Annotated in this window: 20 protein-coding genes; 7 read left to right on the forward strand and 13 right to left on the reverse strand. The window is 57.1% G+C overall.

The window, feature by feature from the left end; genetic code table 11:
- The first annotated feature begins 9 nt into the window (after positions 1 to 9).
- Genes AD670_RS03510 through AD670_RS03525 form a run of 4 tightly spaced genes read left to right on the forward strand, consistent with a single transcriptional unit; the run spans position 10 to position 3,632 of the window.
- A complete protein-coding gene (locus AD670_RS03510; RefSeq protein WP_053128381.1) occupies positions 10 to 975 on the forward strand; it encodes a hydroxymethylglutaryl-CoA lyase in 966 nt (321 codons plus the stop codon).
- Positions 972 to 1,355 carry a VOC family protein gene (locus tag AD670_RS03515; RefSeq protein ID WP_053128383.1) on the forward strand — a complete coding sequence of 128 codons (384 nt, stop codon included), beginning with the start codon at positions 972 to 974 and terminating at the stop codon, positions 1,353 to 1,355. Before AD670_RS03510 ends, AD670_RS03515 begins: the two co-directional genes overlap by 4 nt.
- Entirely contained in the window at positions 1,352 to 2,293 is a 942-nt protein-coding gene (locus AD670_RS03520; protein ID WP_053128385.1) for a D-2-hydroxyacid dehydrogenase, read from the forward strand. Before AD670_RS03515 ends, AD670_RS03520 begins: the two co-directional genes overlap by 4 nt.
- A gap of 40 nt (positions 2,294 to 2,333) precedes the next feature.
- On the forward strand, positions 2,334 to 3,632 hold the full coding sequence (locus AD670_RS03525) for a dicarboxylate/amino acid:cation symporter (protein ID WP_053128387.1): 1,299 nt from the start codon (positions 2,334 to 2,336) through the stop codon (positions 3,630 to 3,632).
- A gap of 145 nt (positions 3,633 to 3,777) precedes the next feature.
- Here AD670_RS03525 and AD670_RS03530 read toward each other — a convergent pair whose 3' ends face one another.
- The 9 genes from AD670_RS03530 to AD670_RS03570 all read right to left on the reverse strand — a co-directional run bounded on the left by AD670_RS03530 (position 3,778) and on the right by AD670_RS03570 (position 12,229).
- Positions 3,778 to 5,169 carry an aldehyde dehydrogenase family protein gene (locus AD670_RS03530; protein ID WP_053128389.1) on the reverse strand — a complete coding sequence of 464 codons (1,392 nt, stop codon included), beginning with the start codon at positions 5,167 to 5,169 and terminating at the stop codon, positions 3,778 to 3,780.
- A gap of 60 nt (positions 5,170 to 5,229) precedes the next feature.
- Positions 5,230 to 6,045 carry a CoA ester lyase gene (locus AD670_RS03535; RefSeq protein WP_053128390.1) on the reverse strand — a complete coding sequence of 272 codons (816 nt, stop codon included), beginning with the start codon at positions 6,043 to 6,045 and terminating at the stop codon, positions 5,230 to 5,232.
- Entirely contained in the window at positions 6,042 to 6,884 is an 843-nt protein-coding gene (locus AD670_RS03540; protein ID WP_053128397.1) for a MaoC family dehydratase N-terminal domain-containing protein, read from the reverse strand. Before AD670_RS03540 ends, AD670_RS03535 begins: the two co-directional genes overlap by 4 nt.
- A gap of 25 nt (positions 6,885 to 6,909) precedes the next feature.
- Positions 6,910 to 7,866, reverse strand: a complete 957-nt coding sequence (locus AD670_RS03545; protein ID WP_053128399.1) for an electron transfer flavoprotein subunit alpha/FixB family protein — start codon at positions 7,864 to 7,866, stop codon at positions 6,910 to 6,912.
- Positions 7,867 to 8,616, reverse strand: coding sequence for an electron transfer flavoprotein subunit beta/FixA family protein (locus AD670_RS03550; protein ID WP_053128401.1), 750 nt, complete (start codon positions 8,614 to 8,616; stop codon positions 7,867 to 7,869).
- 37 nt (positions 8,617 to 8,653) lie between these two features.
- On the reverse strand, positions 8,654 to 9,856 hold the full coding sequence (locus AD670_RS03555; protein ID WP_053128403.1) for a CaiB/BaiF CoA-transferase family protein: 1,203 nt from the start codon (positions 9,854 to 9,856) through the stop codon (positions 8,654 to 8,656).
- Positions 9,857 to 9,875: 19 nt separating this feature from the next.
- Positions 9,876 to 11,039 (reverse strand): acyl-CoA dehydrogenase family protein, encoded by a 1,164-nt coding sequence (locus AD670_RS03560; RefSeq protein ID WP_053128404.1) that lies wholly within the window; start codon positions 11,037 to 11,039, stop codon positions 9,876 to 9,878.
- Between the two features lie 66 nt (positions 11,040 to 11,105).
- Positions 11,106 to 11,702 carry a thiamine pyrophosphate-dependent enzyme gene (locus AD670_RS03565; protein ID WP_008146637.1) on the reverse strand — a complete coding sequence of 199 codons (597 nt, stop codon included), beginning with the start codon at positions 11,700 to 11,702 and terminating at the stop codon, positions 11,106 to 11,108.
- Entirely contained in the window at positions 11,690 to 12,229 is a 540-nt protein-coding gene (locus tag AD670_RS03570) for a thiamine pyrophosphate-binding protein (RefSeq protein ID WP_053128405.1), read from the reverse strand. The genes AD670_RS03565 and AD670_RS03570 overlap by 13 nt, the downstream gene beginning before the upstream one ends.
- A 331-nt stretch (positions 12,230 to 12,560) precedes the next feature.
- On the opposite strand from AD670_RS03570, the gene AD670_RS03575 reads away from it, so the two are divergent.
- Both AD670_RS03575 and AD670_RS03580 read left to right on the forward strand, forming a co-directional pair.
- Positions 12,561 to 13,559, forward strand: a complete 999-nt coding sequence (locus AD670_RS03575) for a threonine/serine dehydratase (RefSeq protein ID WP_053128406.1) — start codon at positions 12,561 to 12,563, stop codon at positions 13,557 to 13,559.
- Between the two features lie 30 nt (positions 13,560 to 13,589).
- A complete protein-coding gene (locus tag AD670_RS03580; RefSeq protein ID WP_053128408.1) occupies positions 13,590 to 14,054 on the forward strand; it encodes a RidA family protein in 465 nt (154 codons plus the stop codon).
- A 52-nt stretch (positions 14,055 to 14,106) separates the two neighbouring features.
- Here AD670_RS03580 and AD670_RS03585 read toward each other — a convergent pair whose 3' ends face one another.
- The 4 genes from AD670_RS03585 to AD670_RS03600 form a co-directional block, all read right to left on the reverse strand.
- Positions 14,107 to 14,841 carry an amino acid ABC transporter ATP-binding protein gene (locus AD670_RS03585; RefSeq protein ID WP_053128410.1) on the reverse strand — a complete coding sequence of 245 codons (735 nt, stop codon included), beginning with the start codon at positions 14,839 to 14,841 and terminating at the stop codon, positions 14,107 to 14,109.
- Positions 14,838 to 15,509 (reverse strand): amino acid ABC transporter permease, encoded by a 672-nt coding sequence (locus AD670_RS03590; protein ID WP_053128412.1) that lies wholly within the window; start codon positions 15,507 to 15,509, stop codon positions 14,838 to 14,840. The genes AD670_RS03585 and AD670_RS03590 overlap by 4 nt, the downstream gene beginning before the upstream one ends.
- Positions 15,509 to 16,255, reverse strand: a complete 747-nt coding sequence (locus AD670_RS03595) for an amino acid ABC transporter permease (RefSeq protein WP_053128414.1) — start codon at positions 16,253 to 16,255, stop codon at positions 15,509 to 15,511. Before AD670_RS03595 ends, AD670_RS03590 begins: the two co-directional genes overlap by 1 nt.
- An 82-nt stretch (positions 16,256 to 16,337) precedes the next feature.
- Positions 16,338 to 17,252, reverse strand: coding sequence for a glutamate/aspartate ABC transporter substrate-binding protein (locus AD670_RS03600; RefSeq protein ID WP_053128416.1), 915 nt, complete (start codon positions 17,250 to 17,252; stop codon positions 16,338 to 16,340).
- A 383-nt stretch (positions 17,253 to 17,635) separates the two neighbouring features.
- On the opposite strand from AD670_RS03600, the gene AD670_RS03605 reads away from it, so the two are divergent.
- Positions 17,636 to 17,817: transposase (locus tag AD670_RS03605; RefSeq protein ID WP_053128417.1), on the forward strand; the 182-nt coding region annotated here is incomplete at its 3' end.

The raw sequence follows: 17,817 nt of genomic DNA on the forward strand, positions 1-17,817 counted from the left end.
AGTACCTCAATGAAACGCTTATACCTGCAGGAAGTCGCGACCCGTGACGGCTTCCAGAACGAAAAGACCTTTATCGACACCGAAAAGAAAATCGCCTTGATCGATGCGCTGAGCCAGTGCGGCTACGCCAAGATCGAAGTGACTTCCTTCACTTCGCCCAAGGCCATTCCCGCGTTGCGTGACGCCGAGGCCGTGATGGCTGCAATTCAGCGGCATAAAGATGTGGAGTACACGGTGCTAGTGCCCAACATTCGGGGGGCAGAAAGAGCGCTGGGGTGTGGAATCGACGAAGCCAACCTGGTGATGTCGGTGAGCGAACCGCATAACCGCTCCAACCTGCGCATGACGCGTGAACAGTCGTTCGCCCAGCTCAGAGATGTGGTGGGGGTAATTGGGCGCGGGCCGGTGGCGGTCAACGTGTCGCTGTCCACGGTATTTGGCTGCCCGATGCAGGGCGACGTGTCGGCCGACGATGTATTGGGTTGGGTCGGGCGTTTCGCCGAATTGGGCGTGCGTGGCGTCACCCTGTGTGACACCACCGGCATGGCCTATCCCTCGCAAGTGGAGGCGTTGTCGCGCCAGGTCCGCGAGCGCTTTCCTGAGTTGCAACTGACTTTGCATTTTCATAACACGCGTGGCATGGCCTTGGCCAATACCCTGGCGGCGCTGCAGGCCGGTATCGACCGCTTTGATGCGTCCCTGGGCGGCTTGGGCGGTTGCCCGTATGCCCCTGGTGCCAGCGGTAATGTGTGCATGGAGGACCTGGTGCACATGCTGGACCTGATGGGCTACGACACCGGCATGAACCTGGACCGCGTACTGGCGGCGTCCGCCCAGTTGCCCGGACTGATTGGTCACGACATCCCCAGCCAGATCCTCAAAGCCGGCAAACGCCTGGACCTGCATCCTATCCCCGATCACGTACACAGCCTAAGCAAGCAAGTGGCCAACCCTGAACTGGAGCGCACCCCATGATTGATCACCTAGACCATCTGGTTCTTACCACCATCGACGTAGCGGCCTGCAAAGACTTTTACATTCGCGTCATGGGCATGCACCTGGCGAGCTTTGGCAACGGCCGACTCGCGTTCCGCTTCGGCAACCAGAAAATCAATGTGCATGAGCGTGGACAAGAGTTCGAGCCCAAGGCCCATCTGCCGGTGCCCGGTGCGCTGGACCTGTGTTTTATCACTAGCACTTCGCTGGAGGAAGTGATCGCCCATTTGCAAGCCCAGGCCTGGCCGATCATCGAAGGCCCGGTGCCGCGTACAGGCGCCACTGGGCCGATTCGTTCGGTGTATGTGCGCGACCCGGACCTGAACCTCATCGAAATTTCTGAACAGGTGCCCGTATGAATATCGTGTTTCTCGACGGTGCAAGCTTGCCGTCGCCATTGGCGCGCCCGGCCCAGGCCAGCACGTGGACTGAACGAGAAAAAACCACTCCCTACCAGGTTGTGCAGGCGTTGGCCGAAGCCGATGTGGCCATTACCAACAAGGTACGCATCGACCGAGCTACCCTGGGGCAACTGCCACGCTTGAAGCTAATCTGTGTGGCTGCGACTGGCTACGACTGCATCGATATTGCGGCTTGCCGTGATCAAGGCGTGACGGTGTGCAACGTGCCGGCGTACAGCGCGGTCAGCGTGGCTGAAGCGGTGATCGGTTCGCTGTTTGCGCTACGTCGTCACCTCATGGCGTATCGTGCGGCGTCGACCACGTTGTGGCCACAGTCGTCCCACTTCTGCGTGCATGCAGCGCCGGTCCAAGACCTGCAAGGCTCGACCCTGGGTATCATCGGCCGTGGTGATATCGGCAGCCGCGTGGCGCGCCTGGCCAAGGCCTTGGACATCACCGTGCTGTTTGCCGAACACCGTGGCGCGTCGCGGGTGAGGGAAGGCTACACGGCGTTCGACACGGTATTGGCCAAGGCCGATGCGCTGACCTTGCATTGTCCATTGACGCCGCAGACCCGTAACTTGATCGGTTCCGCCGAGATCGCACGGATGAAATCCGGTGCCTTGCTCATCAACACCGCACGCGGTGCACTGGTAGATGAAAACGCCGTGCTCGACGGGCTCGCCCGCGGCCGATTGGGGGGGGCTGCACTGGATGTACTTCAGGTGGAACCGCCCCAATCCGACCATCCCTTGCTGCACTGCGAACATCCCAATTTGCTGGTTACGCCCCACGTCGCTTGGGCCAGCCAAAGCAGTGTCGAGCGGCTCAAAGCCGTACTGGCAGCCAATATAGCGGCGTTCGCCGCCCATCAACCGATCAACGTGGTGACTTGAACCCTCAGCTCCCCCAATCACAACCCCATAAGGCAGAGCCATGACAAAAATAATCAGCTCGTCGGTCGAATCCGTGGATGAACCGCTTCCACGGCGCAAAGCGTTTTACCAGCACCTCTACGTGCAAGTCCTCGCAGCGATCGTACTGGGGGTGATCCTCGGTCACTTCAGCCCCGGTCTCGGTGAGCAGATGAAACCCTTGGGCGATACGTTCATCAAGCTGATCAAGATGCTGATAACACCGATCATATTTTGCACGGTGGTCAGCGGTATCGCCGGCATGCAGGACCTTAAGCGCATCGGGCGTATCGGTTTCAAGTCTCTGATTTACTTTGAAGTGCTGACCACCATAGCCCTGGTGATCGGCTTGATCGGGGTGAACCTGCTCAAGCCAGGTGTCGGCATGCACATCGACCCGGCCAGCCTCGACGCTTCGGCTATCGCGGGCTACACCAAGGCCGCCCATGATCAAAGCGTGGTCGGGTTCCTCACGCACATTGTGCCGGCCACGGTGTTCGGCGCGTTTACTGAGGGCGATATCCTCCAAGTGCTATTCATCTCGGTGCTGTTCGCCTTCGGCCTGCAATTGTTGGGCGAGACTGGCAAGCCGCTGCTCAATACCATCGACCTGGTGGCCAAGGCATTCTTTCGCATGCTCAAGATCGTCATGTACTTGGCTCCCCTGGGAGCCTTCGGCGGCATGGCTTTCACTGTGGGCAAGTACGGCGTGCAGTCGCTCGGGGCCTATGTGAACCTGCTGGTGTGTTACTACCTTACCGGGCTGGTATTCATATTCGTGGTGCTGAATTTGGTGGCGCGGCTGGCTGGTTTCAGCCTGTGGAAGTTCCTCAAGTACATCCGCGAAGAACTGGTACTGGTGCTCGGCACTTCCTCGTCGGAGTCGGCGTTGCCGCGCCTGATGGGCAAGCTGGAGAAGCTCGGCTGCGAGAAGTCCACCGTCGGCCTCGTGGTACCTTCCGGCTACTGCTTCAATCTTGACGGCAGTTGCATCAACATGACGGTGCTGGCGATCTTCATTGCCCAGGCCCTGGACATCGACGTGTCTCTTTATCATCAAGTAACGCTGTTACTGATCCTGTTGCTGACGTCCAAGGGCGCCGCGAGTGTGACCGGAGGCGCGTTCATCACCCTAGCGGCAACCCTCGGTTCGATCGATGTAATACCGGCGGCAGGCCTGGTACTGGTGCTAGGCGTCTACCGGTTTATCTCCGAAGGCGGCGCGCTGATCAATGTGATCGGTAACGGTGTCGCCACGCTGTTCATTGCCCGCTGGGATGGGGCTCTGGATCGTGAGCAACTCAGCCGTGAACTAGGTTAGGTTTAACGCAGAGACTCTTTGTTGTTGGCCACCACGCTTGGCTGATGCCCTGGAGGCTCTGCGTTTTTTCTTCTGTCTTTTTTTTGGACTCGCCCATTCTCGGCTCGGCGAGATGGTCTCCCAGGGCTTGTCGATTTGCTTGTTGTTAGTGACGGTCCAGCCAGACGGTTTGTGCATTACAGAATTCGCGCACACCGAAATGAGACAGCTCACGGCCAAACCCGCTTCTCTTTACGCCGCCGAACGTGACGCGTGGGTCGGTTGCGCAATAGCCATTGATAAACACGCCTCCGGTTTCCAGTTCGCCCGCCAGCTTCTGGGCCAATTCGACATTGCGTGTGTAGATGGTAGAGGCGAGCCCGAAATCACTGTCATTGGCCAGTTGTAATGCATGTGCAGCGTCCCGCGCAGTGATGATCGACGCTACGGGTCCAAACAGCTCCTGTTTGAATGAGGTCATCTGGTCGGTGACGTCACCGAACACCGTGGGCTCGTAGAAGTTTCCCGGCCCATCTGCTGCGCGGCCGCCCAGCAACAAGGTCGCGCCTTCTTCCAGGGTGTCTCGAACCTGACGATCGAGTTCATCGCGCAGATCAAAACGGGCCATGGGGCCGATGTAAGTGTCTGTGGCCGTTGGATCACCGATGACCAACTTGGACGTGGACTCAACAAACTTGCGGGTAAACTCCTCGACAACGCCTTGCTCGACAATCAGGCGTTTGGCAGCCGCGCAGACCTGTCCGGTGTTTTGGTAGCGGCCAATCACAGCGGCTTTGACGGCTTCGTCCAGGTCGGCGTCGTTGAGCACAATGAACGGATCTGAGCCACCCAATTCCAACACGCACTTTTTCAAGGCGGCACCGGCCTGCGCGCCAATAGCCATGCCAGCTCGAACACTGCCCGTGAGCGTCACTGCGGCGATGCGAGGATCTGCTATCGCAGTAGAGACGCCGTCCGGCGTGACATTGATGACCTCGAACACACCTTCAACAAAACCGGCGCGCTTGAATGCCTCTTGCAGAAGATAGGCGCATCCCATCACGTTCGGCGCATGTTTGAGGACGTAGGTATTGCCGGCTATCAACGCCGGAACGGCGCCGCGCAGCACCTGCCAGACGGGAAAGTTCCAAGGCATCACGGCGAGAATCGGGCCCAGTGGACGATATTCAATTCGTGCCTTTCCACCCTCGACCAGTGTGGGTTCGGCGGCCAGCATGGCGGGGCCATGCTCGGCGTACCACTCGCAGAGCTGTGCGCATTTTTCAATTTCGCCGCGCGCCTGAGTAATGGGTTTGCCCATCTCTTGAGTGATCATCTTCGCCATCGCTTCTGCGTCGCCGCGCAATGCCTTGGCCAAAGCGACCAGCGCCTGCGAACGTTTTTCGACGGAGTGGCTACGCCAGATGGAAAACCCGGCAATAGCACGTGACAGCGAAGCCTCCAGTTCAGTTTCGGATTCGAAGGGGTAGTGGCCGATCTGCTCACCATTGGCGGGGTTGATCGAAATGGCATGGGTAAGGCTGGAAACGTTAGTCATGACACTGTCCTGCGAGGTGGGGTGAATTGCGCATTTTCGACGTAAGAGTGTGCTGTCGAGTCAGGTCGCGCGCGCCAGGATGGCCTGTGCTCGGGCTATGACAGGCGCATCGACCATCTGGCCATCGAGCACGAATACACCTTCACCCGAACGGGCGGCGTCCATGATGCGTTGCGCCCAGTGCAGCTCCTCCAGACCGGGTTTCAGGGCTTGGTGGATAATCGCCACTTGGCTCGGGTGGATACATAAAGCGCCACCAAACCCCATGTCGCGGGCAAACTGAACGGTGCTGTGCAGGCCGACGGTGTCCTGTATTGACGGAAACACGCCATCCAGCGCCGGAGCGAGGCCGGCCACCCGCGTCGCGAGCAGTACTGCGTAGCGAGCGTGACTCAGAATTTGTTGGGCCGCATGGCTGCCGGTGGTCAAGTTCAGGTCCAAGCCCAGATCCAGGCTTCCGAACGACAAGCGTTCAACGCCCTGGGCCTGGGCAATCACTTGGAGTTCGGCCAGACCCTTGGCGCTTTCGATGATGGGCCAGATCGGCTTTCGAGTATTGGCCGCCGTGAGGACGTGCTCCGCGCTTTCTGCTTTGGGCAGCAAAACGCCGGTCACCGCGGCGTGTCGTCGACAAAGCTCCAGATCTGCCTCGTGGGCCCAGTGATCCGGGGCATTCACTCGTACCAGGATCGGGGCGTTCGGATTGTCACTCAAGAAGCGCTCCAGGTTATCCCTCGCTTGTTCCTTGAGGTTTTCCTGCACCGCATCCTCCAGATCGACAATGACCCGGTCCGCACCGGTTGCGATGGCTTTGGGTATGCGCTCTGGACGAGTGGCAGGCACAAACAGGGCAGAGCGAACGATGGACGTATTCATGGCGCTTCTCCCGCGCTGAACTCGACTTCGCCGATCTGCGCTGTACCGTCCTGATTACCTGCCCAGAGCTGTGCCTTGCCGCTGTCGATCAGACGTCCGCCGACCTCGAAAGGGTGAGGTGAAATCAAAGGTCGGACGCCACGGAAGGTGAAGCGCTTCAAGCGCACGTTCGGGTGCGCTTTGGTAAAGGCACGCAAATTCAGGGTGGCGATCAAAGGACCATGCACGACCAACCCAGGGTAACCTTCGGTCTCTGTCACATATGGCCAGTCATAGTGAATTCGATGGCCATTGAACGTGACGGCAGAGTAGCGGAACAGCAGGGTAGCTGAGGGCTCGACCCGTGCCTGCCATTGGCCTTCAGGAAGTGCTTCGGTGCCGCTTAGTTTGGGAGGCGTGGGTTCCCGATAGACGATGTCCTGCTCGTCTTGAAGGGCGCGCTTGCCGTCCTGGAAATATTCATGGCGTACCGTGACAAACAACAAGGAACCCGTGCGACCGTGTTTCTCTTCGACATTGAGAATAGTTGAGACACAGGTCACCTCAGCCCCCACCTTCAACGGCTGGTAAAACTCCAGCCGACTACCTGCCCACATGCGGTTGCGGTTGTGGGCGGGCGGCAGGAATCCCCCGAGCGCCGGATGACCGTCCGGGCCCAGTTCGTCGGCGGTAACCGGTTCCTGAAAAAACGCCCAGTGCCACAAGGGGGGAAGCGGTTCACCAGGCTGCGGTGTCACTTCGCTCAACGTCGCGGCGATTCGTTTCACCAAGTTGAAACTGATCCGGTCCTGGCTTTCCTGGCGACGTCCAATCCAGGCTGAAAAATCGATACTGTTCATATTCATCGCTCCCGTCGGTCGGTGATCAGGCCAGGGCGGCCATTTCTGGAATCGCCTCAAACAAGTCCGCCACCAGGCCGTAATCGGCGACCTGGAAAATCGGCGCTTCTTCGTCCTTGTTGATCGCAACGATCACCTTGGAGTCTTTCATGCCAGCCAGGTGCTGGATCGCGCCGGAGATACCGACGGCGATGTACAGCTGTGGTGCAACGATCTTGCCGGTCTGGCCGACCTGCATGTCGTTCGGCACGAAACCGGCGTCGACCGCGGCGCGGGAAGCACCGACGGCGGCGCCCAGCTTGTCGGCCAAGGCGTACAGGTGCTTGAAGTTGTCACCGTTCTGCATGCCGCGGCCGCCCGAAACGACGATCTTGGCAGCGGTCAGTTCAGGACGGTCGGACTTGGCCAGTTCTTCGTTGACGAAGCTGGAGATGCCGGCGTCGTGAGCAGCGCCTACGGCTTCAACGGCAGCCGAACCACCTTCGGCGGCAACCGGGTCGAAACCGGTGGCACGGACGGTGATGACCTTGATCGCAGCGGTCGATTGCACGGTGGCAATGGCGTTGCCGGCGTAGATCGGACGCTTGAAGGTGTCAGCACTTTCTACCGAGATGATCTCGGAGATCTGGTCGACGTCCAGGGCAGCGGCCACGCGCGGCAGGATGTTCTTGCCGTTGGACGTCGCGGCAGCCAGGATGTGGCTGTAGATCGTGTTTTGTTCGATCACCAGACGGGTCACTAACAACGCGACGTTTTCGGGGAGTTGGTTGGCATACGCGACGTTGTCGGCCAGCAGTACTTTGTTCACCCCTTTGACATCCGCTGCCGCCTCAGCCACGGTGCCCACAAAAGCGCCCGCTACCAGCACGTGGATATCGCCGCCAATTTTCGCTGCGGCGGCCAAGGTATTCAGGGTGGCTGGGGCGAGCACTTTGTTGTTCTGCTTATCATTTGAGTAGTCAGCAATCACCAGGATCGTCATTCAGATCACCTTCGCTTCATTCTTCAGTTTCTCGACCAGCTCAACCACCGACTTGACCTTGATGCCTGCGCTGCGTGCAGCCGGCGCTTCGACCTTGAGGGTCTTGTTGGTGGAGGCGGTGGAAACGCCCAAAGCATCCGGAGTCAGCACTTCAAGCGGCTTCTTCTTGGCTTTCATGATGTTTGGCAGGGACGCATAACGCGGCTCGTTCAAACGCAGGTCGGTGGTGACAATGGCCGGCAGTTTCAGGGAAACCGTCTGCGCGCCGCCGTCGATCTCGCGGGTCACGGCAACGCTGTTGCCGGACACTTCGACTTTCGAAGCGAAGGTGCCCTGGCCGTAGCCGCTCAATGCCGCGAGCATCTGGCCGGTCTGGTTGTTGTCGCTGTCAATGGCCTGCTTGCCGAGGATCACCAGCTGTGGCTGTTCCTTGTCGACAACGGCTTTCAGCAGTTTGGCAACGGCCAAGGAGGTCAGGTCTTCGGCGGACTCGACGAGGATGGCGCGATCGGCACCCAGCGCCAGCGCAGTGCGCAGTTGCTCCTGGGCGGTGGTCGGGCCGATGGAAACGACGACGATCTCAGTCGCCACGCCTTTTTCCTTCAGGCGTACGGCTTCTTCTACGGCAATCTCGCAGAAAGGGTTCATCGACATCTTGACGTTGGCGAGGTCGACGCCGGAGTTGTCCGCCTTGACGCGGACTTTCACGTTGTAATCAACCACGCGTTTCACAGCTACCAGGATCTTCATGGGGCAGTGTTCTCTCGAAAATCTTTGATCGTTGCAGTCAGATGGCTCCGGCGGAACGCATTTGTTCAATGCGATCCGTTCCCAGCCCCAGCTCCCTTAGCACCTGCTCGGTGTGTTGGCCAAGGCCCGGTACGGCATCCATACGAGGCTCGAACGCGCTGTTGCTGCCTGGCGGTATCAAGCTCGGGACGGTACCGGCAGAGGTCTCGACTTCCCGCCAGCGATCACGGGCCTGAAGTTGTGGATGGTCCCAAACCCCTTGCATGTCGTTGACCCGCGCGTTGGCGATCTGCGCATGTTCCAGCCGATCAAATACAGCATCGAAGTTTAGCGTGGAGAACGATTCAACGATCAGCGCGCGCAACGCATGACGGTTTTCGACGCGTTTGAAGTTGGCCGAGAAACGGTCGTCTTTCGCCAACTCGGGCATCAGCAGCACCTTGTCGCAAAACAACTGCCACTCACGCTCGTTCTGCAAACCGAGCATCACGGTGGTGCCGTCACCGATGGGGAAAGGACCGTAGGGGTAAATGGTGGCGTGAGCGGCACCGGCGCGAGGTGGCGGGGGCGCGCCGTCGTAGGCGTAATACATCGGGTAGTTCATCCACTCGACTAGGCTTTCCAGCATCGACACATCGAGGTGGCTGCCTTCGCCAGTTCGTTCACGCAATAGCAGCGCAGACAGAACCCCGGTGTAGGCGTACATGCCGGCCGCGATGTCGGCGATTGAGCAGCCGGCCTTGGCCATTTCCTCCTCGCCCGGCCCGCCGGTGACCGACAGAAATCCACCCTCACTCTGGATCAACAGGTCGTAGGCCTTCTTCTTTTCATAGGGGCCACCGATGCCATAGCCTGAAATGTCACAGACAATCAGGCGCGGAAATCGCTGATGCAACGCCTCAAATGACAGTCCCATTCGCGCGGCGGCACCGGGCGCGAGGTTTTGTACGAGCACATCGGCAGTGGTCAGCAAACTGTCCAGCACCTCGGTGGCCGATTCATGCTTCAAGTCGAGCGTCAGGCTTTCTTTCGAGCGATTGGTCCAGACGAAGTGCGAGGCCAGGCCGTTGACACGTTGGTCATAACCTCTGGCGAAATCACCTGTGCCTGGACGTTCGACCTTGATCACCCGAGCGCCGAGGTCGGCCAGTTGTCGGGTGCAGAAGGGCGCTGCAATGGCGTGTTCAAGGCTGACGACGGTAATGCCATCGAGCGGACGGAGACCGTTGGGCTGGCTCATGATTTTTTCTCTCTTGTTTTTAGAAAGAGCGCGGCAGCTCGAGCAGGTGTTCGGCGACGTACGACAGGATCAGGTTGGTGGAAATGGGGGCAACCTGGTACAGGCGGGTTTCACGGAATTTTCGCTCGACGTCGTATTCGCAGGCGAAGCCAAAGCCGCCGTGGGTCTGCAAGCAAGCGTTGGCGGCTTCCCAGGAGGCTTTCGCCGCGAGGTACTTGGCCATGTTGGCGCTGGCCCCGGCGTTGATCCCGCTGTCGTATTCCTCGCAGGCACGCCAGCGCATCAGGTCTGCCGCTTCGATTTCGATGTGCGCTTCGGCGATGGGGAATTGTACGCCCTGGTTCTGCCCGATCGGGCGTCCAAACACCACGCGGTCACGGGCGTAGGCACTGGCCTTTTCGATAAACCATCGACCATCGCCAATACATTCGGCGGCGATCAGCGTGCGTTCGGCGTTCAGCCCGTCGAGGATGTACCGGAAACCTTTACCTTCCTCGCCAATCAGGCTGCCAGCGGGGATCTCCAAGTTGTCGAAGAACAGTTCGTTGGTTTCGTGATTGACCATGTTGGCGATCGGCTGCACGGTCATGCCGTTGCCAATGGCCTCGCGCAGGTCGACCAGGAAGATCGACATACCTTCGGATTTCTTCTTCACCTCGGCCAAGGGCGTAGTGCGGGCCAGCAGGATCATCAGGTCGGAATGCTGGATTCGCGAGATCCATACCTTCTGCCCGTTGATTACGTATTTGTCGCCGCGCTTGATCGCGGTGGTCTTGATCTTGGTGGTGTCGGTGCCGGTGGTGGGTTCGGTCACACCCATTGATTGCAGGCGCAGCTCACCGCTGGCCAGTTTCGGCAGGTAGTAGCTTTTCTGTGCCTCGCTGCCGTGTCGCAGCAGGGTGAACATGTTGTACATCTGCCCGTGAACGGTGCCGGAGTTACCGCCGCAGCGGTTCACTTCTTCGAGGATCACCGAGGCCTCTGCCAGCCCGAGGCCGGAACCACCATATTCGACAGGAATCATCGCGGCCAACCAGCCAGCGTCGGTCAGGGCCTTGACGAAGGTCTCCGGAAAGCCTTTTTCTTCGTCGATCTTACGCCAGTAAGTGGCATCGAATTCAGCGCACAGAGCGCGGACGCCCTCGCGAATGGCATTGAGTTCTTCAGAGTTGCGGTCGGTCATTATTATTCTCCTCGATGCGTCACGCACGGCATCAGCCCTGCGTGATCAGGTCCGGGCAAAGAGCAATCAGATCGGGTTGAAACCCAAGGCGGCACGAAAGCGATTCTTGACGTAATGACCATCGCGCGGTGGCAGCACCCGTGGCGGGTTTTCCGCTTTGATCTTGATCGTCGCGAGCTTGACGCCATCGCGGGTCGCAAAGCGCTCGCGCAGATCATGTACGCCTTCCATGTCGCGGATTTCATCGGTCCAACTGAAGCCGCAAGTCTTCGCCACCTGGTCCAGGGAAATACCAAAACCGGCGTGGCTGACTTGCATGCCGGTTTCACCAAAGTGACCGTTGTCCAACACCGCGATGGTCAGGTTGGCAGGCTTTTGCAGTGCTACCGTGGCCAGTGCGCCGAAGCCCATGAGCAACTCGCCGTCACCGGTGACCACCACCACCGACTTGTCTGGTTGCGCATTCGCCAGGCCCAGACCCACAGTGATCGCGCTACCCATGGCAGCCCACAGGTAGTAATTCAGATCATTGTCACCGGCAGCCATGACGTCGTAGGACGCCGAACCGAGACCCGTCACGACCAGCACGTCTTTGCGGTCGGCCAGCAAGGCCTTGACCACTTCGCGGCGGCACAGGGTGTGGTTTGCGCTTACTTGACCCATTTCTTTTCTCCAATCAGGCGCTGGCCGAGCAGCAGGGCAGTGGACGAATCACCGTTGAAGGCCATGGTCGCGGCACCGTGCAGCAGCGGGGCGACATCTTCCGGGACGTCTGCACGCCAAGTCATGACCTTCATCAGATTCAGGGACGCTTCGGTGGCCTGGCCCATCGGGTTCTGCCAGGCATTGAATTCGGCCCAGTCGCCGCGCATGGTGACCACCATCAACAGCGGAAAGCCGGCGCAGACTTGGAGCGCGAGGGTGTTGATGCAGTTACCGACACCACTGGATTGCATCAGGAGTGCACCGCGCTCACCGCCAAGCCATGCGCCGGCGAGGTAGCCGATGCCTTCCTCTTCGGTCGTGAGGACGACGGCCTTGATGTCCGGGTCGGCATACGACATGCGGATGGCCGCCGAGTGACCGGCGTCGGGTACGAAGACCACGTGTTTGACGTCGTGGGCCTTGAGGACGCGGAACACGTCCTCCTGCCAATCCTGCCCTGCGGTTTGTTCAGCTTCTGTTGACATGCCTATCTCCCAAGCAGTGCTGCTTTTGTGTTTTCACACATTCTGGGAGTGTGGAAAGCGAACGACGACTACCGTTTTTGTCTATTAGATATGCTTCATCGCTATAGCTGGGCCTTGATTATGTTTGGAATGCCGACATTCCATAACAAGGTTGGATAGCAGGACGGCGGATAGAAAACCGGCATATCAGCTATGCCTTTTTAGTGCGTACGGGGCAGTGAGCCGCTGGGGTAACGTGCTTCTGGTATCTGCCTGATTTTTCATGCCGGTAGCGGCAACTTGTCCATCACTTGTTTATGCCTTGATAACCGGTATCCGCTGGAGGAATAAAATGACGATATTTAGTCTGGACTTGATAAGGGAGGCTGCAGGGCAGCTGTCTTCTCACATAATAAAGACACCTTTGCTCAACTCGCCGGCCCTGGATTCCTTGGTCGGTGCAAATGTATACGTCAAAGCGGAGTGTTTGCAAAAGACGGGGGCGTTCAAGATTCGTGGCGCACTGTTCAAGATGATGTCGCTCACACCTCAACAGCAAAAGAATGGAGTGATTACTTACTCCGCCGGCAACCATGGAAATGCAGTGTCCGCAGCGTCCAAAATGCTGGGTTGTTCAGCCGTTATCGTCATGCCAAGCGACGCCCCCAGAATAAAACAGGATAACTGCCGTTGGTGGGGAGCAGAAATAGTGTTGTATGACAAGCATACTCAAGATCGAGAGGCGGTAGCGGCAAAGCTCATCGCAGAGAGAGGCCTCACTTTTATTCCTCCTTTTGACGATCACCTTGTGATGTCCGGGCAGGGTACCATTGGAATCGAGATTACCGATCAACTTAATGCGTTGGGTAAAGAGCCGGACTCCTTACTTCTAGGCTGTAGTGGTGGAGGCCTCGCTGCGGGTGTGATCACGGTCATCAATGGTCAGTATCCGATGACTCAATGCTATTTGACGGAAGCGCAAGGCTATGAAAAGTGGGCGTTGTCCCTTGAAAGTGGACGGCCTGAGAAGCTGAAAACCTTGTCGCCTACAATCATTGATGGCATTGCCGGCCCGTCTGTTGGAGCCAAACCGTTTGAAGTGTTGAGAACAAAAAAACTTAACTGCACCGTTGCTACCGATCATGATGTATTTGTGGCAATGAGCGCGGCGTTCCGTCATCTGAAAGTGGTTGTAGAGCCAGGCGGTGCGGCTGCCCTTGGCGTCCTGATCCGAGAAAAGGAAAAGTTTCGTGGTCAGAATGTCGTCGTCGTATGTTCAGGAGGTAATGTCGATCCTGATGTGTTCACCAAGGCTCTAGGTCTTGGGTGGGCTGCTTCCACTGTAGGTTAATAGTTTTATAAAAAAATCGCGGAGAATTAAATGGATGACGTGCTGCTTCGAATGAAAGAGTTGGGCCTGCAGTTGCCAGCGCTCAATGTAAAGGGTGGAAACTATAATCTGTATACAGTGCAGGGAGATCTGCTCTTTGTATCAGGCCAGGTATGTTTGAAGGACAATGTTTTGCACTGCAAAGGGACGGTGGGCGTTGATCTCTCAATAGAAGAAGCTCAAGAGGCTGCGTCTATCTGCGCGCTGAACCTGCTTGCAATAGTCAATCTGGCTTGCCAAGGGGATTTTAGTATAGTGCGGGTTTTGAAAGTAAATGGATTTATAAAGTGCCTTCCAGACTTCGAACAGCAGGCCAAGGTGCTGGACGGTGCGTCCAGTCTACTGGTCTCGGTTTTTGGCGAGGAACGCGGCAAGCATGCTCGTGCCGCGGTGGGTGTTGCGGCATTGCCCCGTGGTGCCCCTGTGGAAGTCGAAGCGGTATTTGCATTGCGCTAGCGGCTGGATGTTGTGATCGCCGCCCTGTATCGGGCGGCTTGTTAGCAAGGGCTTAATGATGCAGGATTTTGCCTAGAAACTGCTGCGCCCGTTCAGATCGCGCGCTGATGTTGCCGAAGAATTCCTCTTTGGGGCAGTCCTCGATGATCTGGCCTTGGTCCATGAAGATTACCCGGTTCGCCACTTTTCGGGCGAAACCCATTTCGTGCGTCACGCACATCATGGTCATGCCCTCCTGGGCCAGCTGCACCATGACGTCCAGTACTTCGTTAACCATTTCAGGGTCCAGTGCCGAGGTCGGTTCGTCGAACAACATGACGATGGGATCCATCGCCAGTGCGCGGGCAATCGCTACACGCTGCTGCTGTCCGCCGGATAACTGGCCAGGATGCTTTTCAGCATGGGCGGCCAGCCCCACTCGATCAAGCAGTTGCAAGCCTTTCCTGGTGGCTTCTTCCTTGCTGCGGCCCAGCACTTTGATTTGCGCGATAACCAGGTTTTCGGTGATGGTCAGGTGTGGAAACAGTTCAAAGTGTTGGAACACCATGCCGACCCGCGAACGCAGCATTGGCAGATTGGTCTTCGAGCAACTGATAGAAGTACCGTCAACGGTAATATCGCCTTTCTGAAAGGCTTCCAGCGCGTTAACGCATTTGATCAACGTGGACTTGCCTGACCCCGATGGGCCACAAACGACTACCACTTCACCTTGCTTGACCTCCGTGCTGCATTTGGTAAGCACCTGGAAGTTTCCATACCATTTGTCGACATTTTTTATAGAGATCATACCGCGAACCTTTTTTGCAGACGCTTGACCAGCAGTGAGGTGGCAAAGCTGATAGTGAAATACACGAGGCCGGCAACGATCAGGAATTCATTGGCGCGGCCGATAATGTCGCCACTCGAACGAGAGGCATTGAGGAAGTCCACCAAGCCGACGGTGTAAACCAGCGAGGTGTCCTGAAACAGAATGATGCTTTGCTGTAACAGCAACGGGGTCATCTTACGGAACGCTTGCGGCAGGATAATCAGGCGCATGGTCTGGTCGTAACGCATGCCCAGCGCCTGAGCGGCGCTCATCTGGCCCTTTGGAATCGCCTGCACACCTGCGCGGACGATCTCGCAGAAATACGCGGCTTCGAACATCATGAAAGCCACGACACACGAGGTGAACGCACCGATCGGGGTGTCTTCGCCGGTAATCCAGCGCAGCGCGAACGGAACAGCCAGGTAAAACCACGTGATCACCAAGAGCAACGGGATTGAGCGGAAGTAGTCCACGTAGGTGCTGGCGATGCGCGACATCAATTTGCTGTGGGACAGGCGCATCAAGGCCAGGATCGTACCGAGGATGATTCCGCCAGCAACGCCCATGGCCATTAACCGCAAGGTCATGACCATGCCGTTCCACAGACCGGGTAGGGAAGGCGTGATGCCGCTGAAATCGAGTTCCATCATTTGCCTCCTATTGAAATCAGCCCGGGCACGGCGACTTTCTTCTCGATTCTGCGCATCAAATGCATCAGGCCCATGTTGAGAATGAAATAGATCAGCGTCGCTAGGGTGAAGGCTTCAAATAGGCTGGCGGTGAATTCAGCTGTTTGTTTGGTTTGCGCCAGCAGCTCCATCAGGCCGATCAGGGACGCCACCGAAGAGTTCTTGAACACGGCCAGGAATTCGGTGGTCAGCGGTGGAATGATGACCCGGTAAGCCTGAGGCAGCAGCACGTTCCAATAGATCTGCGGCAGCTTGAAGCCCATCGCACGAGCAGCGGATTCTTGGCCCAGAGGCAGTGCCTGGATGCCGGTACGGACTTGTTCACAGACACGAGCAGCCGTGAAAAGACCGAGGCAGACGACGACACTCAGATAGGCCGAGGTGGTTGGGTTAAGGTCCTGTTTGTACCATTGCTGTAGGTGCTCAGGCAGTAAATCCGGTACTAGGAAGTACCAGATAAACAGCTGTACCAGTAGCGGGACGTTGCGGAACACTTCCACATACAGGCTGGCAATGCTCGACACGATTCTATTTGGCACGGTTCGCATAACACCGAGTACCGACCCCAAGAGCAGGGCTATGATCCAGGCTACTATTGCAATAGCTATGGTCCAGCCCAGGCCTGAAATAAACCAATCTAAATACGTTTCATGTCCCACTCCGGTGGACTTGAAGAATACGCCCCAATCCCAGTTGTAATTCATGGAAATGCCTTCCGAACAATAGTTACGTGCATGCAGCTGCCTCATGTCCGCGCGTGGCGGACATGAGCAGATCAGTGAATGGCTAAAGAGTTTTTGCAGGCGCCGGCTTGTCGACAGGGTTGGCAATGAGATCTTTGAGTGCAGGGCTCATGGGGAAGTTAAGGTTCAGACCTTTTGGGGGAATGGGCTGATTAAACCACTTGTTGTAAATAACATTGATGTCGCCCGAGACAAAAATAGCTTTGATAGCTCCATCCACTACCTTTTTGAACGGCTCGTCGCCCTTGCGCATCATACAGCCGTATATGTCCTGTGATTGCGCAGTGCCTGTTACTGCCCAGTCATCCGGGTTCCTGGCTTTTGCCCGTTCACCTGCCAATAGGGCATCGTCCTGCATGAATGCAACGGCACGACCGGTCTCCAGCATTTGGAATGACTCGCCAATGTCTTTCCCTGAGATGATGTTCATACCCATCTGCTTGTCAGCATTCATCACCCTGAGCAGCCGTTCGGAGGTACCGCCTGCCGTGGTGACCACGTTTTTGCCTTTCAGCTGTTCAAAGTCCTGGTACTCCGAATCCTTCTTGGACAGCAGGCGGGTGCTTACTTCAAATATCCCTATAGAAAAGGCAACCTGTTGTGCGCGCTCAGCGTTGTTTGTCGTCGAGCCACATTCCAGGTCCACTGTGCCATTCTGAACCAATGGGATACGGTTCTGAGCGGTAATCAGGTTGTAATTCACTTTCAGGTTGGGGATGTCTAATTCTTTCTTGATGGACTCAATGATCTTAAGTTGGATGTCTTGGGAATAACCGACCGGCATCCCGGAGGCGTCCGCGATGTAGGAAAAGGGTATAGACGAGTCGCGATGGCCAACGGTGATAGTGCCAGACTCTTTGATTTTTTTTAGCGTGCCGGTGAGTTCTGCAGCCATTAACGAAGGGCTGATGATTGTTGCTGCAAATGCGATACTCAACATCGTCGGAAAGGCGCGCATCAGAAAATCCTCAAATTAGTTAAACGGGATCTGTTCGAACCATGCGTCAGAGAGTGCGGCGTTTGGACTCAGCCGGATTCCCTAATGTCGATTCTGTTTAATGTTTGGCAGGCTTTAATGATGTGAGCGAAACGCTGATTCAGGTCGCTGGGGGATTTATTCAACGTGGTCATCGCCGTGTCCTATTGTTGTTGTTTTGACATATGACGGATTCAGGCTACCACCGCCAGGCAGGACGTGACATGGGCCCTAAGGGATATCAGCTATAGCCATCCGCTATAGCTTGTAACTGCGGGAACTGGAAAGTGAAGCCTTGAATAGTGAATCGCCTCGGGTTTCGTAGACACCTCTTTGCCTTAAACTGAGGCCAATTAGGAGGTGCCATGAGCAACCCACGTTATCCCGAAGAATTCAAAATCCAAGCGGTCAATCAAGTGGCCGAAAAGAAGCTGCCTGTCGCTGAGGTGGCAGCACGTCTTGGTGTGTCGACGCATAGCCTCTATGCCTGGATAAAGCGCTACAGCAAACCTCTAGAAGAACGACAGCAAGACGATGATCAACACGC

This window comes from Pseudomonas sp. MIACH (genome assembly GCF_001269925.1).
Taxonomy (GTDB): Bacteria; Pseudomonadota; Gammaproteobacteria; order Pseudomonadales; family Pseudomonadaceae; genus Aquipseudomonas.